At 39.8% G+C, this 20,093-nt stretch carries 19 protein-coding genes and 1 pseudogene; 15 read left to right on the forward strand and 5 right to left on the reverse strand.

Features of this window, described 5'->3' with window-relative positions; all coding sequences use genetic code 11:
• Position 1: 1 nt before the first annotated feature.
• The 14 genes from secF (at position 2) to P6280_RS00260 (ending at position 15,124) form a co-directional block, all read left to right on the forward strand.
• Positions 2-973 (forward strand): protein translocase subunit SecF, encoded by a 972-nt coding sequence (gene secF, locus P6280_RS00195; protein WP_024948894.1) that lies wholly within the window; start codon positions 2-4, stop codon positions 971-973.
• Between the two features lie 9 nt (positions 974-982).
• A complete protein-coding gene (locus P6280_RS00200) occupies positions 983-1,321 on the forward strand; it encodes a DUF6394 family protein (protein WP_000383776.1) in 339 nt (112 codons plus the stop codon).
• A gap of 9 nt (positions 1,322-1,330) precedes the next feature.
• On the forward strand, positions 1,331-3,751 hold the full coding sequence (leuS, locus tag P6280_RS00205) for a leucine--tRNA ligase (protein ID WP_283236683.1): 2,421 nt from the start codon (positions 1,331-1,333) through the stop codon (positions 3,749-3,751).
• Positions 3,748-4,260, forward strand: a complete 513-nt coding sequence (gene lptE / locus P6280_RS00210) for an LPS assembly lipoprotein LptE (protein WP_180408515.1) — start codon at positions 3,748-3,750, stop codon at positions 4,258-4,260. The genes leuS and lptE overlap by 4 nt, the downstream gene beginning before the upstream one ends.
• Complete coding sequence (locus tag P6280_RS00215; RefSeq protein ID WP_283236684.1) at positions 4,250-5,434, forward strand: Mur ligase family protein; 1,185 nt, start codon at positions 4,250-4,252, stop codon at positions 5,432-5,434. The genes lptE and P6280_RS00215 overlap by 11 nt, the downstream gene beginning before the upstream one ends.
• Positions 5,434-6,360, forward strand: a complete 927-nt coding sequence (gene csd2, locus P6280_RS00220) for a M23B family cell shape-determining DD-metalloendopeptidase Csd2 (RefSeq protein ID WP_283236685.1) — start codon at positions 5,434-5,436, stop codon at positions 6,358-6,360. The genes P6280_RS00215 and csd2 overlap by 1 nt, the downstream gene beginning before the upstream one ends.
• 8 nt (positions 6,361-6,368) lie before the next feature.
• The gene (gene csd1, locus P6280_RS00225) at positions 6,369-7,304 is read left to right on the forward strand and encodes a peptidoglycan DD-metalloendopeptidase Csd1 (RefSeq protein WP_283236686.1); all 936 of its coding nucleotides are present in this window, start codon (positions 6,369-6,371) and stop codon (positions 7,302-7,304) included.
• The gene (locus P6280_RS00230; protein WP_014533566.1) at positions 7,223-7,633 is read left to right on the forward strand and encodes a bactofilin family protein; all 411 of its coding nucleotides are present in this window, start codon (positions 7,223-7,225) and stop codon (positions 7,631-7,633) included. Before csd1 ends, P6280_RS00230 begins: the two co-directional genes overlap by 82 nt.
• Before the next feature lie 3 nt (positions 7,634-7,636).
• A complete protein-coding gene (mfd, locus tag P6280_RS00235) occupies positions 7,637-10,636 on the forward strand; it encodes a transcription-repair coupling factor (protein ID WP_283236687.1) in 3,000 nt (999 codons plus the stop codon).
• A 125-nt stretch (positions 10,637-10,761) separates the two neighbouring features.
• Positions 10,762-11,265 carry a ubiquinol-cytochrome c reductase iron-sulfur subunit gene (gene petA, locus P6280_RS00240; RefSeq protein WP_000763640.1) on the forward strand — a complete coding sequence of 168 codons (504 nt, stop codon included), beginning with the start codon at positions 10,762-10,764 and terminating at the stop codon, positions 11,263-11,265.
• Positions 11,266-11,275: 10 nt separating this feature from the next.
• Positions 11,276-12,511, forward strand: coding sequence for a cytochrome b (locus tag P6280_RS00245; RefSeq protein ID WP_283236688.1), 1,236 nt, complete (start codon positions 11,276-11,278; stop codon positions 12,509-12,511).
• Entirely contained in the window at positions 12,512-13,369 is an 858-nt protein-coding gene (locus tag P6280_RS00250; RefSeq protein WP_283236689.1) for a cytochrome c1, read from the forward strand.
• Between the two features lie 92 nt (positions 13,370-13,461).
• Positions 13,462-14,559: a sulfatase-like hydrolase/transferase gene (locus P6280_RS00255; protein WP_349306336.1), complete on the forward strand. Its 1,098-nt coding sequence runs from the start codon at positions 13,462-13,464 to the stop codon at positions 14,557-14,559.
• Positions 14,534-15,124 carry a sulfatase-like hydrolase/transferase gene (locus tag P6280_RS00260; RefSeq protein WP_349306387.1) on the forward strand — a complete coding sequence of 197 codons (591 nt, stop codon included), beginning with the start codon at positions 14,534-14,536 and terminating at the stop codon, positions 15,122-15,124. Before P6280_RS00255 ends, P6280_RS00260 begins: the two co-directional genes overlap by 26 nt.
• A 203-nt stretch (positions 15,125-15,327) precedes the next feature.
• Here P6280_RS00260 and P6280_RS00265 read toward each other — a convergent pair whose 3' ends face one another.
• The 5 genes and pseudogenes from P6280_RS00265 to flgB all read right to left on the reverse strand — a co-directional run bounded on the left by P6280_RS00265 (position 15,328) and on the right by flgB (position 18,712).
• Positions 15,328-17,175, reverse strand: a complete 1,848-nt coding sequence (locus tag P6280_RS00265) for a peptidoglycan D,D-transpeptidase FtsI family protein (protein WP_283236692.1) — start codon at positions 17,173-17,175, stop codon at positions 15,328-15,330.
• 6 nt (positions 17,176-17,181) lie between these two features.
• Complete coding sequence (locus P6280_RS00270) at positions 17,182-17,307, reverse strand: transcriptional regulator (RefSeq protein WP_140577219.1); 126 nt, start codon at positions 17,305-17,307, stop codon at positions 17,182-17,184.
• A 24-nt stretch (positions 17,308-17,331) separates the two neighbouring features.
• Positions 17,332-17,661, reverse strand: a complete 330-nt coding sequence (fliE, locus tag P6280_RS00275; RefSeq protein ID WP_154422419.1) for a flagellar hook-basal body complex protein FliE — start codon at positions 17,659-17,661, stop codon at positions 17,332-17,334.
• A gap of 128 nt (positions 17,662-17,789) precedes the next feature.
• A pseudogene (flgC, locus tag P6280_RS00280) lies at positions 17,790-18,277 on the reverse strand (flagellar basal body rod protein FlgC).
• A gap of 12 nt (positions 18,278-18,289) precedes the next feature.
• Positions 18,290-18,712 carry a flagellar basal body rod protein FlgB gene (gene flgB, locus P6280_RS00285; RefSeq protein ID WP_000347766.1) on the reverse strand — a complete coding sequence of 141 codons (423 nt, stop codon included), beginning with the start codon at positions 18,710-18,712 and terminating at the stop codon, positions 18,290-18,292.
• Positions 18,713-18,915: 203 nt separating this feature from the next.
• On the opposite strand from flgB, the gene P6280_RS00290 reads away from it, so the two are divergent.
• Positions 18,916-20,082 carry an FtsW/RodA/SpoVE family cell cycle protein gene (locus P6280_RS00290; protein ID WP_283236693.1) on the forward strand — a complete coding sequence of 389 codons (1,167 nt, stop codon included), beginning with the start codon at positions 18,916-18,918 and terminating at the stop codon, positions 20,080-20,082.
• Positions 20,083-20,093 lie beyond the last annotated feature (11 nt).

Below are 20,093 nucleotides of genomic sequence, written 5' to 3' on the forward strand. Positions count from 1 at the left end.
TATGGAATTATTCAAACAAACTAGAATCTTAAGCTTCATGCGTTATTCCAATTATGGGGTGGTTGTTTCAGCGATCTTAGCGCTTTTAGCGTTGGGGCTTTTGTTTTTTAAAGGGTTTTCTTTAGGGATTGATTTTGCGGGGGGGAGTTTGGTGCAAGTGCGTTACACTCAAAACGCCCCCATTAAAGAAGTGCGCGATCTTTTTGAAAAAGAAGCTCGCTTTAAAGGCGTGCAAGTGAGCGAATTTGGCTCTAAAGAAGAAATTTTAATCAAATTCCCTTTTGTAGAAACGGCTGAAAATGAAGATTTGAACGCTATCGTGGCCAACATTCTAAAACCCAGTGGCGATTTTGAAATCCGTAAATTTGACACTGTTGGTCCTAGAGTGGGGAGCGAATTGAAAGAAAAGGGCATTTTGTCGCTGATTTTAGCGTTAATAGCGATCATGGTTTATGTGAGTTTCCGCTATGAATGGCGTTTTGCTTTAGCGAGCGTCGTTGCGCTTGTGCATGATGTGATTTTAGTGGCAAGCTCAGTGATTGTTTTTAAGATTGATATGAATTTGGAAGTGATTGCGGCTTTGCTCACCTTGATCGGGTATTCCATTAATGATACGATCATTATTTTTGATAGGATCAGAGAAGAGATGCTCTCTCAAAAAACTAAAGATGCCATTCAAGCCATTAATGAAGCCATTTCTAGCACGCTCACGCGCACGCTTCTAACTTCTTTAACCGTGTTTTTTGTGGTGTTGATTTTGTGCGTGTTTGGGAGTAAGATCATTATTGGCTTTTCATTGCCCATGCTAATAGGCACGATTGTAGGGACTTATAGTTCTATTTTCATCGCCCCTAAAGTAGCGTTATTGTTGGGCTTTGATATGGATAAATATTATGAGAATGAGGCTAGAAAAATCAAAAAAGCTCAAGAGAAAGAAAAAATGCGCCGTTTGTATGAGGGCGGTCAAGTTTAAGGAGTTTCTATGGATTGGGGTCGGGTCGTTCATGTGCTGTTTAGCCTTATTTCTTTAACCACCATTGCAGGGTTTTTGTATGAGCCTAACACGGTAGTGTTGTTTGTAGCGTTAGCTTTAAACCTTATTTCTGTTACGCTTAAAATTGGGGTGTGTAAGCGTTTCGCTTCAGAGCTGTTGGCGAGCTCTTTAGCTACCGTGTTGCACCTCATACCGGCATTTGTGTTTTTACAGATTTTAAATAATTTGGTTACCGCTTACATGCTCATGATTGGGGCGTTGATTAGCAACGCTTTCAGTCTTATCTTTTTGTTGGTTGAAAGCGTTGTAACGAGCGAAACGGATTAAGGGGTAACGATGGATTTTATCAATATAGAAAAAAAATGGCAAGAATTTTGGTGGAAAAATAAGAGTTTTGAGCCTAAAGACGATTTTAACCTCCCTAAAAAATACATTTTGAGCATGCTGCCTTATCCTAGTGGGGAAATCCACATGGGGCATGTGCGCAATTACACCATTGGCGACGCTTTGGCGCGTTATTATCGTTTGCACCATTACAATGTGTTACACCCTATGGGGTTTGATTCTTTTGGGATGCCTGCAGAAAATGCGGCCATTAAGCATGGTATCCACCCTAAAACCTGGACTTATGAAAACATTGAAGCCATGCAAAAAGAGTTTGAAGCGTTAGGGTTTTCTTTTTCTAAAAATAGGGAATTTGCCACTTCAGATCCGGATTACACGAAATTTGAACAGCAATTTTTCATTGACTTGTGGGAAAAGGGGCTAGTCTATCGCAAGAAGGCCATGCTCAATTGGTGCCCTAACGATAAAACCGTTTTAGCTAATGAGCAAGTCATTGATGGGAGGTGTTGGCGTTGCGATACAGAAGTTATTCAAAAAGAACTCTATCAATATTATTTGAAGATCACAAATTACGCTGAAGAATTGCTCAAAGACTTAGAGGTTTTAGAAAACCATTGGCCTTCTCAAGTCCTAATCATGCAAAAAAACTGGATAGGGAAATCTAGCGGGTTGCAATTTGGTTTTAAAATCGCTGATGAGTGCTTGAAGGCTTGCAATGGCATTCAAGAAATTGAAGTTTTTACCACAAGAGCGGACACCATTTATGGCGTAACTTACATTGCCATCGCCCCAGAACACCCTTTAGTAGAGCATGCCATTAAGCAAGTGAGCCAAGAAGATTCAAAGATGATTAAAGCGATTTTAAACACGACTCAAAGAGAAAGAGCTTTAGAGAAAAAAGGGGCGTTTTTAGGCATTTACGCTATCCACCCTTTAACAAAGCAAAAAATCCCTGTGTGGGTGGCTAATTTCGCCCTAGCTAATTATGGCTCTGGGGCGTTAATGGGCGTGCCAGCCTGCGATGAAAGGGATTTTGAATTCGCCAATCTTTATCATATCCCTATTAAAGTGATCACTCAAAGCCCTCAAAATTTGCCCCACACCAAAGAAGAGGTTTTAAAAAATAGTGGGGAGTGGAGCGATCTTTCTAGCTCAGTGGCCAGAGAGCAAATCATCGCTTATTTTGAAAAAGAAAACCTTGGTAAAAGGGTGATCAACTACCGCTTGCAAGATTGGGGAGTGAGCCGTCAAAGGTATTGGGGAGCGCCTATTCCTATGATTCATTGCAAACATTGCGGGATTGTGCCTGAAACCCAATTGCCGGTAACTTTACCTGAAGACATTGTGGTTGATGGGGAGGGCAATCCGTTAGAAAAGCATGCGAGTTGGAAATTCACTCAATGCCCTAAATGCCACCAAAACGCTTTAAGAGAAACAGACACCATGGACACTTTCATCCAATCCAGTTGGTATTTCTTGCGCTACACCACGCCCAAAAATCAGCGTGAAAATCAAGCGTTTGATCAAAATTACTTGAAGTATTTCATGCCAGTGGATACTTACATTGGCGGCATTGAACATGCGATTTTGCACTTGTTATACGCGCGCTTTTTCACTAAGGCTTTAAGGGATTTGGGCTATCTTAATTTAGATGAGCCTTTTAAACAGCTTATCACTCAAGGCATGGTCTTAAAAGATGGCGCTAAGATGAGCAAATCTAAAGGCAATGTCGTTAGCCCTAAAGAGATACTTAAAAAATACGGGGCCGATGCAGCGAGGCTTTTTATCCTTTTTGCTGCCCCACCGGCTAAAGAGTTAGAGTGGAATGACAACGCTTTAGAAGGCGCACACCGGTTCATCAAGCGCTTATACGACAAAGCGAGCGTTATTAACCCCACTACTTCTAAGCCTGAATTTAAAGAAGTCAGCCTGAATGAAGCGGAAAAATTAGCTCGTAAAAAAGTCTATGAAGCGTTAAAAAAATCGCATGAAATTTTTAATAAGGCTGAAAGCGCTTATGCGTTTAACACTTTGATCGCAGGTTGCATGGAGGCTTTAAACGCTTTGGGCGCGCAAAATAATGAGCAAATTTTATGCGAGGGTTATTTTGTGTTGTTGCAAATTTTAGAGCCTATTATCCCGCACACGGCATGGGAGTTGAGCGAGAGGCTTTTTAAAAGAGAGAATTTCAAGCCTATAGCGATCGATGAAAGCGCTTTAGTGGAAGACTTTATGACTTTAGGGCTTACCATTAATGGCAAAAGGCGCGCGGAATTGAAAGTCAATATTAACGCTGATAAAGAAGAAATCATTATTTTGGCTAAAAAAGAATTAGAGAAATATTTAGAAAATGCGAGCGTTAAAAAAGAAATTTATGTGCCTAATAAGCTTGTTAATTTTGTTATCGCATGAGGGCTTTACTTTTTTTTATTTTGTTATTTTTGTTCAAGGGCTGTGGGTATAAGCCCATCGCCGCTTACGCTCAAAACGCTTTAGGCGATAGCATATACGTGAAACTCATTGTGAATTTGCCTAACCCTGAAAACTCTGTAGAGTTTAAGGATTTGATGAATCGTTTAGTCGTGCAACGCTTCCAAAGCCGCTTAGCGAGTGAAAAGGATGCGGATTCTATCATTATTATAGAAATCACGAATGTAACCGATACGAGTATCACGCAAAATAAAGAAGGCTTTACGACTTTCTATCGCGCAACCGTGTCTGTGAATTACACCTACGATAATAAAAGAGGCACACAAAAGACTTTTCAAAATAGCGGGTATTATAATTACGCTGTGAATTTGCAAGACCCCCTTAATACCTACCAGAACCGCTATTATGCTATCAATCAGGCTGTGGAACAAACTTTGACTAAATTTGTGGCTCAAATCGCTTATGAGGGGAAATTCAATAATGAAAAATAGCCCTTTGAATGGATTAAATGGATTAAAGGCGTTTTTAGAAACAAAGCCTAAGGAATACCACAAGTTTGATCCTAGCCGCTTCATTCAAATTTATAAAGATTTTAAAAACGCTTTTTTTGAGATTCAAGCGAAAGTCATTCATGTGGTAGGGACTAATGGTAAGGGCAGCACGGGGCGGTTTTTAACCCTTTTATTGGCCGATCAAAACTTTAAGGTGTTGCATTTCACCTCCCCTCATGTTTTTGAATTTAGGGAGCGCTTTTTTTTGAATGGTTCTATTGTTGGAGAAAGCGTTTTAGAAAACGCTCACCAGCAATTGCAATCACACGCTTTCAGCAGCGCTTGCTCGTATTTTGAATACGCTACCTTACTGGCCGTCATGCTCGCTAAAGATTGCGATTACTTGGTTTTGGAAGCAGGGCTTGGGGGGGAGTTTGACAGCACGAACGCTTTAGAAAAAACCCTAAGCATTTTCACCCCCATTGATTATGATCATAAGGAATTTTTAGGGGATAGTTTAGAAAGCATTGCACAAACTAAATTAAAAGCGATGAGCTCTCTTAACATCATCGCTCCCCAACAAGAACTGGTTTTAAATACGGCTCAAAAAATCGCCAAAGAAAAACATGCAAAATTGATTTTAGTCCAAAATAAAATTTCAAAAGGAGTCATGGATTATATTGAACGCCACCATTTAGCCCATTTTTTAGCGATGAATTTAGAAGTGGCTCTAAAAGCGTTTGAAACGCTTATGCCATGCAAAGAACAAGAAGTTTTAAAAAACCTAAAGCCCCTGGATTTAATCGGCCGTTGCGAGCTTTTAAGCCCTAATATCTTAATAGATGTCGGGCATAACCCCCATAGCGCCAAAGCCTTAAAAGAAGAGATTAAACGCATTTTTAACGCTAAAATCATTTTAATTTATAATTGCTATCAAGATAAGGACGCTTTTTTAGTGCTAGAAATTTTAAAGCCTGTGGTTAAAAAGGTTTTGATTTTAGAATTGCATCAAGAAAGGGTTATCAAATTGGAAAAGCTTAAAGGGATTTTAGAAACTTTAGGGTTAGAATACGCTTTGTTTGAAGATTTGAAAGAAAATGAAAATTATTTGGTATATGGCTCATTTCTGGTAGCCAACGCTTTTTATAAGCGCTATCCAAAGAAGAGGGATTGATGCCACAAAACCAGCTCATGATCACCATCATTGATGAATCAGGCTCTAAACAGCTCAAATTTTCTAAAAATTTAAAACGCAACCTCATCATTTCTGTTGTTATTTTTTTGTTGATCGTGGGGCTTGGCGTGGGTTTTTTAAAATTTTTAATCGCTAAAATGGATACGATGACAGGAGAAAGGAATGCGGTTTTAAGGGATTTTAGGGATTTGTATCAAAAAAATTACACTTTAACCAAAGAGATTAAAAACAAGCGAGAAGAGCTCTTTGTTGTGGGGCAAAAGATTCGCACGATAGAATCCTTGATTGAAGTCAAAAGAGGGGCTAATGGGGGCGTGCATCTTTATGATGAAGTGGATTTAGAAAATTTGAATCTGGCCCAAAAACATTTAGCGCTCATGCTCATTCCTAATGGCATGCCCTTGAAAACTTATAGCGCTATCAAACCCACCAAAGAAAGGAACCACCCCATTAAAAAAATTAAGGGTATTGAATCTGGGATTGATTTTATCGCACCCTTAAACACGCCTGTTTATGCGAGTGCTGATGGGATTGTGGATTTTGTGAAAACCAATTCTAATGTGGGGTATGGGAACTTGGTGCGCATTGAACATGCGTTTGGTTTTAGCTCCATTTACACGCATTTAGATCATGTCAATGTGCAGCCCAAAAGCTTTATCCAAAAAGGGCAGTTGATTGGCTATAGCGGGAAGAGCGGTAATAGCGGCGGCGAAAAATTGCATTATGAAGTGCGCTTTTTGGGTAAAATTTTAGACGCGCAAAAATTTCTAGCATGGGATTTAGATCATTTTCAAAGCGCTTTAGAAGAAAATAAATTTATTGAATGGAAGAATTTGTTTTGGGTTTTAGAAGACATTGTCCAGCTCCAAGAGCATGTGGATAAAGATGCGCTCATAAGCCAGTAAGGATTTTAGTGTTTTTAGACAGGCGTTTGATTGTGATGGTTACGGACTCTAAAGGGAGTCGTTATATTAATGTTCATATACTATTTCGTCAAATTGGCTTGTACGCGCTTTTGAGCGTTGTGGGATCTTTATTGTTTTTAGGCATTTCGCTACTGGTTTTAAATAAAGAGATTAAAAACATTGATAAGCAGCATGCCTTAATCAATAAGGAATTTGAGAAAAAAAGAGAAACGAATGAAAAGCTTTCTTTGCAAATGGATGAATTTTTAGACGATTTGCAACTTTCAGGGGAGCGCATCAACGATTTAGAAGAAGTGGTGGGGGTGAATAGGCCTGAAGAAAAAGAAGAGGGTAATTTTTCTAGCCGCTTGGATGTCGCTGGGATTACCGGGCTTCAAAAAAGCTTTATCATGCGCCTTATCCCTAATGACTACCCGCTAGAATCCTATCGGCGCGTTTCAGCCGCCTTCAATAAAAGGATCCACCCTATTTTGCATGTGTTGCACAACCATACCGGGCTTGATCTAAGCACCGCTATTAACACGCCTGTGTATGCGAGCGCGAGTGGGGTAGTGGGGTTAGCGAGCAAGGGGTGGAATGGGGGGTATGGGAATTTGATTAAAGTTTTCCACCCTTTTGGTTTTAAAACCTACTACGCCCATTTGAATAAAATCATCGTAAAAACGGGAGAATTTGTCAAAAAAGGGCAGTTGATTGGGTATAGTGGCAATACAGGGATGAGTACAGGGCCGCATTTGCATTATGAAGTGCGGTTTTTAAATCAGCCCATAAACCCCATGAGTTTCACCAAATGGAACATGAAAGATTTTGAAGAAGTTTTCAATAAAGAAAGGAGCATCAGATGGCAATCTTTGATAACAATAATAAATCAGCTAATGCAAAAACAGGACCAGCGACTATCATCGCTCAAGGCACAAAAATAAAGGGGGAGCTTCATTTGGATTGCCATTTGCACATAGATGGCGAATTAGAAGGGGTGGTGCATTCTAAAAGCGCGGTGGTGATCGGGCAAACCGGCTCGGTAGTGGGTGAGATTTTCGCTAATAAATTAGTGGTTAATGGCAAGTTTACTGGCACGGTGGAAGCGGAAGTGGTAGAAATCATGCCTTTAGGACGCCTTGATGGTAAAATCTCTAGCCAAGAGCTTGTGGTGGAAAGAAAGGGGATTTTGATTGGGGAAACGCGCCCTAAAAACCTTCAAGGGGGGGCGTTGTTGATCAATGAGCAAGAAAAGAAAATTGAAAATAAATAGGGAATGATCCAATCTAGCCTTTATGGAGCCTTAAACAAAGGCTTTGATTATCAAATACTCGCTTGTAAGGATTTTAAAGAGTCCGAGCTCGCTAAAGAAGTCATAAGCTATTTTAAGCCAAATACCAAAGCCATTCTTTTCCCGGAGTTTAGGGCTAAAAAAAACGATGATTTGCGTTCGTTTTTTGAAGAATTTTTACAGCTTTTAGGGGGTTTAAGGGAGTTTTATCAAGCCTTAGAAAACAAGCAAGAAGCGATCATTATTGCCCCTATTAGCGCGTTATTGCACCCTTTGCCTAAAAAAGAACTTTTAGAAAGCTTTAAAATCACTCTTTTAGAAAAATATAACCTTAAGGATTTAAAAGACAAGCTCTTTTATTATGGTTATGAAATTTTAGACTTAGTGGAAGTGGAAGGCGAAGCGAGCTTTAGGGGGGATATTGTGGATATTTATGCACCCAATTCTAAAGCGTATCGCTTGAGTTTTTTTGACACGGAGTGTGAGAGCATTAAGGAATTTGACCCTACCACTCAAATGAGCCTCAAAGAAGATTTGTTAGAAGTTGAAATTCCCCCCACGCTTTTTAGTTTGAACGAACAATCTTATAAGGATCTGAAAACCAAAGTAGAGCAAAGCCCCTTAAATAGCTTTTCTAAAGATTTAACCAGTTTTGGTTTGTGGTTTTTAGGGGAAAAAGCAAACGATTTGTTGCATGCCTATAAAAGCGTTATAAGCCCTAAAGCTTTAGAAGAAATCCAAGAATTAGCGAGCTTAAACGAATTGGATGGTGAGCATTTCAAATTTTTAAAGGTTTTAGAAAACCCGCAAGGCTATGAAGATTTAGAAATCCATGTGCATGCCCTAGAAAGCTTTATAGCTTTGCATTCAAATCGTAAAATCACGCTCCTAGCCCCTAATAAAACGATTTTAGACAATGCGATAAGCGCGCTTGAAAAAAGCCATATTGAATGCGTCATCGCCCCCTTTGTGCTAAATTTTAAAACCCCTGATGGGATTTTTATTTCGCTCAATTCTTTTGAAAGGAAGAAAAAACGCCAAAAATCTAAGCTCGCTTTGAATGAATTGAATGCGGGCGAATGGGTGGTGCATGATGATTACGGGGTGGGCGTGTTTTCTCAATTAGTCCAACACAGCGTTTTAGGGAGCAAGAGGGATTTTTTAGAAATCGCTTACTTGGGTGAAGACAAGCTGCTATTACCGGTAGAAAACCTGCATTTAATCGCTCGCTATGTGGCGCAAAGTGATAGCGTGCCAACTAAAGACCGGCTAGGGAAAGGGAGTTTTCTCAAACTGAAAGCTAAAGTTAAAAATAAGCTTTTAGAGATTGCAAGCAAGATCATTGAATTAGCGGCTGAACGCAATTTGATCTTGGGTAAAAAGATGGACACGCATTTAGCGGAGTTGGAGATCTTTAAATCGCATGCGGGGTTTGAATACACAAGCGATCAAGAAAAAGCCATCGCTGAAATTTCAAAGGATTTAAGCTCTAAGAGAGTGATGGACAGATTACTGAGTGGGGATGTGGGTTTTGGGAAAACAGAAGTAGCGATGCATGCGATTTTTTGCGCGTTTTTGAACGGCTTTCAAAGCGCTCTAGTCGTGCCTACTACTTTATTGGCGCACCAGCATTTTGAGACTTTAAGGGTGCGTTTTGAAAATTTTGGCGTTAAAGTGGCTCGTTTGGACAGGTATGCGAGCGAAAAAAACAAGCTTTTAAAGGTGGTGGAATTAGGGCTGATTGATGTGCTTGTAGGTACGCATGCGATTTTAGGCGCGAAATTTAAAAATTTGGGATTAGTGGTGGTGGATGAAGAGCATAAATTTGGCGTGAAACAAAAAGAAGCTTTAAAAGAATTGAGTAAAAGCGTGCATTTTTTAAGCATGTCCGCTACGCCTATTCCGCGCACTCTAAACATGGCGCTCTCTCAAATTAAAGGCATCAGCTCTTTAAAAATCCCGCCCACAGACAGGAAGCCCAGCCGCACTTTTTTGAAAGAAAAGAATGACGAACTCTTAAAAGAGATCATTCATAGAGAATTGCGCCGTAACGGGCAAATTTTTTACATCCATAACCACATCGCTAGCATTTCAAAAGTCAAAACCAAGCTAGAAGATTTAATCCCTAAACTCAAAATCGCCATTTTGCATTCCCAAATTAGCGCTCATGAGAGCGAAGAGATCATGCTGGAGTTTGCCAAAGGGAGCTATCAGGTTTTATTATGCACTTCTATCGTGGAATCAGGGATTCATTTGCCTAACGCTAACACGATCATTATAGATAACGCGCAAAATTTTGGGCTGGCTGATTTGCACCAATTAAGAGGGCGTGTGGGGAGAGGCAAAAAAGAAGGCTTTTGCTATTTCCTCATAGAAGATCAAAAAAGTTTGAATGAACAGGCCCTAAAACGCTTGCTCGCTTTGGAAAAAAATTCGTATTTAGGCAGTGGGGAGAGTATCGCTTATCATGATTTAGAAATCAGGGGGGGTGGGAATTTGCTCGGGCAAGATCAGAGCGGGCATATTAAAAATATCGGTTATGCGCTCTATACGCGCATGCTTGAAGACGCGATTTATGAATTGAGTGGGGGGAAAAAAAGGCTTGAAAAGAGCGTGGAAATCCAATTGAGCGTGAGCGCTTTTTTAAACCCTGAACTCATTGCAAGCGATAGTTTGAGGTTGGATCTATACCGCCGTTTGAGTTTGTGTGAAAATACAGATGAGGTGGGGCAAATCCATGAAGAAATAGAAGACAGGTTTGGCAAAACAGACGATTTGAGCGCTCAGTTTTTGCAAATCATTACGCTTAAAATTCTAGCCAACCAGCTTGGCATCATTAAACTTTCTAATTTCAATCAAAACATCACCATCACTTATAGCGATGAAAAGAAAGAAAGCCTAAAAGCCCCAAGCAAAGACGATAACGATATTTTAGGAACCCTTTTAAAACATTTGCGCGCTCAAATTTCTTTAAAGCGGCACTAAAAGCGTTTGATTTTAGCGTTAATTTGGTTATTTTAAAAAGATTATTAAGAGAGTTTGTTGTAAAATAGGGATTTGCTATGCCTTTAGTCGTTAAAAGGTAATTATCATTAAGGAGTTTTTTAATCATGGCAGATATTCAAAGGCGTGATTTTTTAGGAATGAGCCTTGCTAGTGTTACAGCTATAGGGGCTATAGCGAGTCTAGTAGCGATGAAAAAGACTTGGGATCCGCTTCCAAGCGTTGTTTCAGCCGGTTTTACGACCATAGATGTGGCGAATATGCAAGAAGGGCAGTTTTCCACCGTGGAATGGCGTGGGAAACCGGTCTATATCCTCAAGCGTTCCAAAAAAGAGGGCTTTAATGAAAAGCGCGATTTTAAAATTGGCGAGAGCGTTTTTACCACAGCCATTCAAATTTGCACGCATTTAGGGTGTATCCCCACTTATCAAGATGAAGAAAAAGGCTTTTTATGCCCATGCCATGGGGGGCGTTTCACTTCTGATGGCGTGAATATTGCCGGCACTCCCCCTCCACGCCCTTTTGATATTCCGCCTTTTAAGATTGAAGGCACTAAGATCACTTTTGGTGAAGCTGGGGCTGAATACAAGAAAATGATGGCTAAAGCGTAAGGAGAGTTCAATGGCAGAGATAAAAAAAGCGAAGAATTTAGGCGAATGGCTAGACATGCGTCTTGGCACTAACAAGCTTGTTAAAGTGCTAATGACAGAATACTGGATCCCTAAAAACATCAATTTCTTATGGGCTATGGGGGTGATTTTATTGACCCTTTTTGGCGTGCTTGTAATCTCAGGGATTTTCTTGCTCATGTATTACAAGCCTGATGCGAAAATGGCGTTTGATAGCGTGAATTTCACCATCATGCAAGAAGTGGCTTATGGCTGGCTTTGGCGCCACATGCACGCCACAGCAGCGAGCATGATTTTTGTCATCATTTATATCCACATGTTTGTTGGCATCTATTATGGCTCTTACAAAAAGGGTCGTGAGATGATTTGGATTAGCGGGATGATTTTGTTTGTGGTCTTTAGCGCGGAAGCCTTTAGCGGGTATATGCTGCCTTGGGGGCAGATGAGCTATTGGGCCGCAGCGGTTATCACGAATTTATTTGGGGGCATTCCTTTCATTGGGGCTGATGTGGTGGAGTGGATTAGGGGCAATTATGTTGTGGCGGATTCCACTTTAACGCGTTTTTTCATGCTCCATGTGTTTTTACTGCCCATTGCGATCATTTTACTCATTGGGGTGCATTTCTATTCTTTACGCATCCCGCATGTCAATAACCAAGAAGGCGAAGAGATTGACTTTGAATCAGAAGAAAAGAAATTCATTGAAGGCAAGAAAAAAGAATCCAAAGTCATTCCTTTTTGGCCGGTATTCTTGTCTAAAGATATTTTTGTGGTTTGCGCGTTTATGGTCTTTTTCTTTTACTTGGTGTGTTACCACTATGATTTTGCGATGGATCCTATCAACTTTGAAAGGGCTAACAGCCTTAAAACGCCGCCTCACATTTACCCTGAATGGTATTTCTTATGGAGCTATGAAGTCTTAAGGGGCTTTTTCTTCAGCGCTGATTTAGGGCTAATGGCCTTTGGCGTGGCGCAAGTGATCTTTTTCTTACTGCCCTTTTTGGACAGAAGCCCGGTTGTCGCTCCTGCGCACAAACGGCCAGCTTTTATGGTGTGGTTTTGGCTTTTAATCATTGATATGATTGTTTTAACGATCTATGGTAAATTGCCTCCGCTTGGGATTGGTAAATACATTGGCTTAGCGGGTTCAATCACTTTTTTAGCCCTTTTCTTTGTGGTATTGCCCATTATCACTATCACTGAGAGCAAGAAACAAGGGGGGTGTTAGATGAAAGAATTTAAGATTCTAATTATCCTTATTGTGGTGATAGGCGTGATTTATTATGGGGTTGAGCCTTATGCGCATTCGGTGATGCACCCTAAAGTCGCTCCGGCGGATTTTGCTTTCAAGGATTTAGAGCCGATGGATTTAAAAAATGGCGACGCCAATAAAGGCAAACAGCTTGTAGCCGAAAATTGCACCGCTTGCCATGGCATTAAATCCCAAAACATTCCAGCCCCTATGGACAGCCTTAGCGCGAGCAATTCTTTTGGGGTCGTGCCACCAGATTTAAGCCATGTGGCGGGGGTTTTGAACGCGAATTTCTTAGCCCACTTCATCAAAGACCCCGTGAAAACGGCGAAATTGAGCCATAAATTTAACGATGAAAGGCCCTATCCTATGCCGGCGTTTTCTCAATTTAGCGATAAAGATTTGAGCGATATTGTGGCGTATCTCACTTCTATTTTACCTAAAAATTTGAGCGATAAGGAAGTGTTCGCGCAAAGCTGTCAAAGGTGTCATAGCCTGGATTACGCTAAAGATAAGGCCATTAGCGATCCTAAAGATTTAGCCAATTATTTAGGCTCTCATGTGCCTGATTTGTCCATGATGATTAGAGCTAAAGGCGAACATGGCTTGAATATTTTCATCAACGACCCGCAAAAGCTTTTGCCTGGCACGGCTATGCCTAGAGTGGGGTTGAGCGAACAGGCTCAAAAACAAGTCATCTCCTATTTGGAAAAAGCAGGCGATAGGAAAAAACATGAAAGGAACACCTTAGGGATAAAAATCATGATTTTCTTTGCGGTGCTGTCGTTCTTGGCTTATGCGTGGAAAAGAAAAGTTTGGAGCGAAGTGCATTGATTTGAAAAAAAGGGGGGGAGATGTTTTTTTGTGGTCTTGTTTTATGGTCAGTTGCTTAGAATTTCCTTATGTCTTAATGTGGTGGTGGTTTGATGGTTTTAGACGCTAAATTTTTTGTGTTCATTCTTTTTAATGCGCTTTCAACATGCTTCTCTCTTCAGTGGAGCGTTGGCTTTATTTTCAAAGCATTTTTGTATAGTTTTATATGGCTTTTTATTATTTATTATGCGATTAGTTTTATTAAGAACAGGTTTATAACAGAGAGCCTAAAAAGTTTTATATTATTTTTAGGGATTGTGTTTAGCTGTATAGATATTTTTGGTTCGTATTATTTTCATTTGCCTTTGTCTAATGAGTTGGGTAATATTTTATTCACTACGTATTATAAAGAGAGTTTAGAATTCTTCCATGCCTATGTTTATCCGCACTGGTATTTTGTGATAGGGCTTATTTTAATAGCCATAGGTTCTCTAAAACTATTCAGTTTCATTCCTAATAAACCAGTTCCTTTAAAAATAGCTAGTATTTTAAGCGTTTTATTTTTGATTGTAGAGATGCCACACACTATAAAAACCATCAAAAAATATAAAGAAGATGAAGCGTTGTTGAATGCTGATGGAACGATAAAATACATTGCTTTGGCTAAAGGAGCGTATTATTTTTGGAGGAATATCAGCAGTTTGAGAGAAAGCAATAACTCCAGTCAAGCTTTAGAAAATGCTTCTTATCCTAAAGATTACTTAGTCAAAAATACAGGAAATATTGATAATGTGGTGCTAATTTTTGGCGAGAGTTTGAATAGAAATTTTATGGGTGTTTATGGCTATCAAACCCCTACGACTCCCTATTTGAGTGCTTTAAAAGAAAAAGGTTCGCTTTTAGTATTTGACAATGTGATCAGTCCAGCTTTTTATACGGATAAAAGTTTCACAATGCTTTTAACTTACGCCAATAGGGATAATCTCAACCAAAAGGCATGGTATCAATTTAAAAATCTAGCCCATATCCTTAAATTGAGCGATTATAAAAGCGCTTGGATCACCTCTCAAGGCTATGGACTCATGTGGGGCAATAGCTATTATCAAGTAGCTAAGCATTTTGATACTTATATAGAAAATGATAAGCCCTATGATGAAAACTTAGCCACTCTTTTCAAGCGGTATTATAATAACGAGAGAGAGAGAGAGTAGAAAGCGTAAAAATTTTGTTGTTTTTCATTTGATCGGCAACCATTTTGAATACAAGAACCGCTTTCCTAAAGAATTTTCCCACTTTAATCTCAACAACACTTCTTACTTTTCAAAAAACAAGTCTTTGCGGGTAAAAAACAATACTGATAAGCAAGTTGTAACCGATTATATTAACAGCGTTTATTATAATGATTATGTTTTGCATTCTTTGATTGAATTGTTTAAAGATAAGGATAGTCTCGTTATTTATCTAAGCGATCATGGCGATGACATGTTTGAATCAAGCACTTTTAACACCCATGAATGCTCAAATGCCAGTGTAGAAATCCCATTTTTAATCTATATGAGCGATACCTTCAAACAAAAACACCCACAAATGGTAAAAAGTTTTGAAGAAGCTTTACACAAGCCTTTTATGAGTGATGACTTATTGCATACCTTGTTGCCATTGGCAGGAATAATAACCAAAGATTATGAAAAAACGAGGGATTTGTTTAATGAGAATTACAACGATAAGCGCCCAAGGAAACCATGCGATAGCAAGGTTTATCCTATGAATAAATGAGCGATATTACAATTGTTTGATTTTTAAGCTTAAAAAAGCAATTAGGCTTTGCTTGTCATGGTATGGGTAAATGTTATGATTTAAAAATAAGATCAATCTAACTTAAACAGATTTTTTCTAATCTATCTTCTAAATTTAGCCTTAATACAGCAGATCCGGCAACTTTTAGACTCCTTTTTAGAGTTTGGGTTAAAAAGAGCCTTTTATTTTATCTTAAAGCGGTTTTTCTCCAACGCATTTTGAATCGCAATAGAGGGCGATAGGTAATTGTAACGCACTAAAATTTCGGTGATTTCTTTAAAAATAGGGGCTGCAATCTTGCTAGCGTAATATTCTTCCTTGCCGTGCGAGCCTAAGATAACCACGCCGATAGTAAAAACCTGCTTTTCATCTTCAGCGAACCCAAAAAAAGAGCTGTTGTAGGACTGCACGCTATAACTCCCGTTTTTAGCAACCCTAGCCGTGCCTGTTTTGCCCCCTATGTATAGCCCTTCAAATTGAGCGTTTTTGCCTGTGCCGTAACGCACCACTTTAATTAAGGTTTCTTTCATTTTTCTAGCGCTTTTTGGATTGATGACTTGAAAAGTGGGTTTGGGGCTAGGGATGTAAATATCGCCATTAGGGGCGGTTTCTCGTTGCACTAAATAGGGGGTAGTCAATTTGCCTTCATTAGAAAACACCGCATAAGCCCTTAAAAGCTGCAAAAAAGTCGCATTCAGCCCATAGCCATAAGAGACGCTACCCTTTAACACTTCACGCTTGAAAGCGGACAAAGGAGGGATCTTTCCTGTGGCTTCTAGGGATAAATCAATGCCCGTTTTTTGAGAAAATCCATAGCCTAAAAGCCCGTTATAGAAATCCTCTGGGTTGAGATTTTTGCTGATTTTTATCATGCCCACATTGCTAGATTGGATCAAAATGTCTTCAACAACGGCTTTTTTATTAGGGATGAAGTCGTCTTTAATGGTGTATTTTCCTAATTGGTAATAGCCATGGTTTAAATCAATGCGTTCTTTGGGGTTGATTAGATTCTTGTCTAACAGCAAGGAATAAACAATGGGTTTAATCGTGCTGCCTGGCTCAAAAACCTTTTCGGCAACGCTCAAATTCAAGCTTTCATAATCGCTGGTTTTAATCGCATTAGGATTGAAGCGCTTGCTTGAAGCTAGCGATAAAATTTCCCCGCTTTTAGGGTTGATGATACCCACTAGGATTTCTTCAGCCTTGAGTTTGTCTTTAGCTTTGTCTAATAGGGTTTCAATTTCTCTTTGGAGTTTTAAAGGAATGCTCAAATACACCTCATAGCCATCAAGCCGTTCAACCTCTGTATAAGAGTGGTTTTGGATAAAGTTAAAACTCACATCTCTTTTGCCTATTCTTATGCCATTTTGTTGGGCTTTAAGCAAGTGATCTTGAGATTTTTCAACGCCTTTTTTACCGGTAGTTAAAGTGAGCTTGTCTTCTTCTTGTTTTTGCACATAGCCAATGATTGGCTCTAGGCTATTTTGATAAGGGTAATTCCTAGAAACGCCGCTCACTTCAATGTTTAGCCCTTGTTTTTGCCACACTTTATCGCGCGAGTCTTTGAAATTTTGAAAAACCCCAAAGGCTAAAAATTTCTTATTCAAGTCCCTAAGATTAGCAGCGGTGTTGGGCGTGAGATCATAAGCTAGAATAATATAGCCTTTCGTATTGATGGCGTCTTTTAAGGAATTTTTAGGGATATTGCTATAAATAGAAAGGAAATCAATGAAAAAATCTTCTTTATCTGGGTTTAAAAACCTTGTGTCAAAGCCCAGTTTGAAAAGGGTTTGCGAAGTGGCCAGGCTGTAGTTGTCTTGACTATAGATAGTCCCCCTAGTTGCAGTGTCTTGTTTGCTCATCACCAAAGTGGGCATGTTGGCTTGGGCAAAAAAAGCTTTTTTAAAAGCCACCATTAAAAAAACAATAAAAAGCAACAAAAAGATTAAAGCCGTAAATACGACCTTGTATTTTTGAGTTTCTAAAAATTGCTCTGGGTTGAAGTTGGGATCAATGCTTTTATTATTCATGAACGCTCACTTGAAAATGGCGTAGCGTTGGATTTTCACAACGCATGAAAACATGAATTTTTGATGGTAAAATCTGTCAAAGTTGGGTGCAACAACAATGAACCCTCTCTTTAAAAAGGACCAGGCGATCATTTAAAGAGACGCCACTTTAAGAGATTAGATCTGCGTTCTTAAAAGCTCTTTATAAGCGCTGATCGCTTTGTTGCGCACTTCAAGCATGAGTTTCATGCTTGTTTCAGCCTTCCCTATAGCGATAGCGGCTTGGTGTAAATCTTTGATTTGCCCTGTCGCCATGCCGGCTAAGGCTTTATCAGATTGCTCTTGAGTGTTGTTAAGCTCATTGATGGATTGTTTTAAGAGTTTGGAAAACTCCCCACCTTTTTGTTCTTTAAAGGTGCTTCCTGATTCTTCTCTTTTGGTCCTGTTGTCCGTGTTAAGCTCAGAGAAAGGACTCAATAAGCTTTTATCATTGTGTATGGCTTGCATAGAACCTCCTTAAGCTCTTTTTTAAAAATTTAACTCTATTAAATATTTTATTCATTTCTTGTATTCTACTAGTCTTTGGCTAATACTACCTAAATTTTCTTATACTACCATAAATTGTTGAAAATCGTTCATGTTTGTAACATGCCAATCGCATTTTGTGCCATGTTTTTAGCGCTTTGAAAGGCTGCAACATTGGCCTGATAGGCTCTAGTCGCTTCCACTAGATCCGCCATTTCAACCACCGCATTCACATTGGGGTAAGCCACATAGCCTTGAGCGTTAGCGTCAGGGTGGCTGGGATCGTATTTCATCAAAGGCTCGCTATCATCGCGCACAATCTTATCCACCACCACGCTTGTGATAGGGATTAAGGGGTTGTCATCGCCTTCATCTAAAGGGTCTTCTCATAGGGGGTAATTTGATGGTTTTGAGCGATTTTTTGGTTTAAAATCTCATTGAAATCAAAAGCTTTAAACACCGCTTCTTGCCTCCTGTAAGGGCCTCCTTCGCTCGTGCGTGTGGTGTTAGCGTTAGCGATATTAGAAGAAATCAAATTAGCCCTTAAGCGTTGGGCAGACAAACCATAACCGCTAATATCAAAAGAAGATAAAAACATGCTTTCCCTCAACTATAAATTCTTACTGGAATCAATGGCGTAATTGATCACGCCTCGATACTTTTTTAAGGCTGAACTCAAGGCTAAATACATGGTAGAGTTCTTGCCCATTTCGCTCGTTTCTATGTCTAAATCCACGCTGTTGCCATCATTTTTAGCCAAATGCCCATCTCTAAAAAAAAGGCTTGCCCCATCTTTGGCGCTATTTTCAAAGTCTAAATGCCTAGGGTTAGTGTGGGCTAAAGGCAAAACTTTACTGGATTGGTTTTCAAAAATTTCTGCTTTTTTCTTCGCTAAAACGCTTTCAAAATCCAAATCCTTTGGCCTATAAAAGGGGGTATCCACATTAGCGATGTTAGAAGCGATCATATCTTGCCTTAAAGCCCTATAATCTAGCGCTTTATAAACCAATCCAAACGCTTTAGAAAAATCCATCAAAACCCCTTTTTAAACTCTTACCAATTTATAGCATGCAAAAAACATTCCAAAACCGGATCGCTTTCTCATCAAAGAATGCGATCAATTTCAAAACAGCTTAAGCTTGAGCACTAAGACAATTCAGAGCCATTATAGTGTAAAATACCCCTAAAATACCTTAAGAGAACGCCTGTTTAAAAAACTAAAATAAGGAAATCCTAATGACTACAGACAAAAGCCTGTTTTTTTGCGCTTCGCTATTGATTTTTTTGGGGGTATTGATGAGTTATTCGCTCTCAACTTACACCACAGTGGTGCTGTATCATTATGGGGAATTCCATTTTTTCATGCGGCAACTTGTAAGCGCGATCATGGGGATTGTTATCATGTGGGGGTTGTCTAGGGTTGATCCCAAGGTGTGGTTTGGCCGTTTGGGGTTTTTTCTTCTTTTTATCCCATTATTACTCATTATTGGCATGTTTTTTTTGCCAGAAAGCCTTTCTAGTAGCGCTGGGGGGGCGAAGCGATGGATTCGTTTGGGGTTTTTCTCGCTCGCACCCTTGGAGTTTTTGAAGATTGGTTTTACTTTTTTTCTTGCGTGGAGTTTGTCTCGCACCTTTGTGGCAAAAGAAAAGGCTAATGTTAAAGAAGAGCTGATCACTTTTGGGCCTTATTCAGTGGTGTTTATGGTATTAGCGATTGGGGTGGGGGTTTTTCAAAACGATCTCGGGCAGATTGTTCTTTTGGGGGTGGTTTTAGCGGTGTTATTGGTTTTTTCTGGGGGGAGCGTGCATTTGTTTGGCTTGATTGTTTTAGGGGCGCTTGCGATCAGCGTTTTAGCGATTGTTACAAGCGCTCATAGGATCTTGCGCGTGAAATTGTGGTGGTCTAATTTGCAAAATTCGCTTTTCACGCTTTTGCCGGATAAATTAGCGAACGCTCTTAGAATAAGCGACTTGCCCGAATCCTATCAAGTCTTTCATGCAGGCAATGCCATGCATAATGGGGGGTTGTTTGGGCAAGGGCTTGGGCTTGGGCAGATCAAGCTTGGGTTTTTGAGCGAAGTGCATACGGACATGGTCTTAGCTGGGATCGCCGAAGAATGGGGGTTTTTGGGGCTATGCGTTTGTTTTATTCTGTTTTCTGTTTTGATCGTTTTGATTTTTAGGATCGCTAACCGCTTGAAAGAGCCAAAATATTCGCTATTTTGTGTGGGTGTGGCACTGCTCATCAGTTTTTCTTTGGTGATCAACGCCTTTGGGGTGGGCGGAATTTTTCCGGTTAAAGGTCTAGCGGTGCCGTTTTTGAGCTATGGAGGGAGTTCGCTTTTAGCGAATTGTATCGCTATAGGGCTTGTTTTAAGCCTGGCACGATACACGAAAGGCTAAAAAATACTAGC

Source organism: Helicobacter sp. 219-2, from assembly GCF_030053225.1.
GTDB classification, from domain to species: domain Bacteria; phylum Campylobacterota; class Campylobacteria; order Campylobacterales; family Helicobacteraceae; genus Helicobacter; species Helicobacter pylori_C.

Coding starts and splice junctions, on each gene's coding strand:
- secF (WP_024948894.1), top strand. CDS start 2: ATGGAATTATTCAAACAAACTAGAATCTTAAGCTTCATGCGTTATTCC.
- P6280_RS00200 (WP_000383776.1), top strand. CDS start 983: ATGGATTGGGGTCGGGTCGTTCATGTGCTGTTTAGCCTTATTTCTTTA.
- leuS (WP_283236683.1), top strand. CDS start 1,331: ATGGATTTTATCAATATAGAAAAAAAATGGCAAGAATTTTGGTGGAAA.
- lptE (WP_180408515.1), top strand. CDS start 3,748: ATGAGGGCTTTACTTTTTTTTATTTTGTTATTTTTGTTCAAGGGCTGT.
- P6280_RS00215 (WP_283236684.1), top strand. CDS start 4,250: ATGAAAAATAGCCCTTTGAATGGATTAAATGGATTAAAGGCGTTTTTA.
- csd2 (WP_283236685.1), top strand. CDS start 5,434: ATGCCACAAAACCAGCTCATGATCACCATCATTGATGAATCAGGCTCT.
- P6280_RS00230 (WP_014533566.1), top strand. CDS start 7,223: ATGGCAATCTTTGATAACAATAATAAATCAGCTAATGCAAAAACAGGA.
- mfd (WP_283236687.1), top strand. CDS start 7,637: ATGATCCAATCTAGCCTTTATGGAGCCTTAAACAAAGGCTTTGATTAT.
- petA (WP_000763640.1), top strand. CDS start 10,762: ATGGCAGATATTCAAAGGCGTGATTTTTTAGGAATGAGCCTTGCTAGT.
- P6280_RS00245 (WP_283236688.1), top strand. CDS start 11,276: ATGGCAGAGATAAAAAAAGCGAAGAATTTAGGCGAATGGCTAGACATG.
- P6280_RS00250 (WP_283236689.1), top strand. CDS start 12,512: ATGAAAGAATTTAAGATTCTAATTATCCTTATTGTGGTGATAGGCGTG.
- P6280_RS00255 (WP_349306336.1), top strand. CDS start 13,462: ATGGTTTTAGACGCTAAATTTTTTGTGTTCATTCTTTTTAATGCGCTT.
- P6280_RS00265 (WP_283236692.1), bottom strand. CDS start 17,175: ATGAATAATAAAAGCATTGATCCCAACTTCAACCCAGAGCAATTTTTA.
- P6280_RS00270 (WP_140577219.1), bottom strand. CDS start 17,307: ATGATCGCCTGGTCCTTTTTAAAGAGAGGGTTCATTGTTGTTGCACCC.
- fliE (WP_154422419.1), bottom strand. CDS start 17,661: ATGCAAGCCATACACAATGATAAAAGCTTATTGAGTCCTTTCTCTGAG.
- flgB (WP_000347766.1), bottom strand. CDS start 18,712: ATGGATTTTTCTAAAGCGTTTGGATTGGTTTATAAAGCGCTAGATTAT.
- P6280_RS00290 (WP_283236693.1), top strand. CDS start 18,916: ATGACTACAGACAAAAGCCTGTTTTTTTGCGCTTCGCTATTGATTTTT.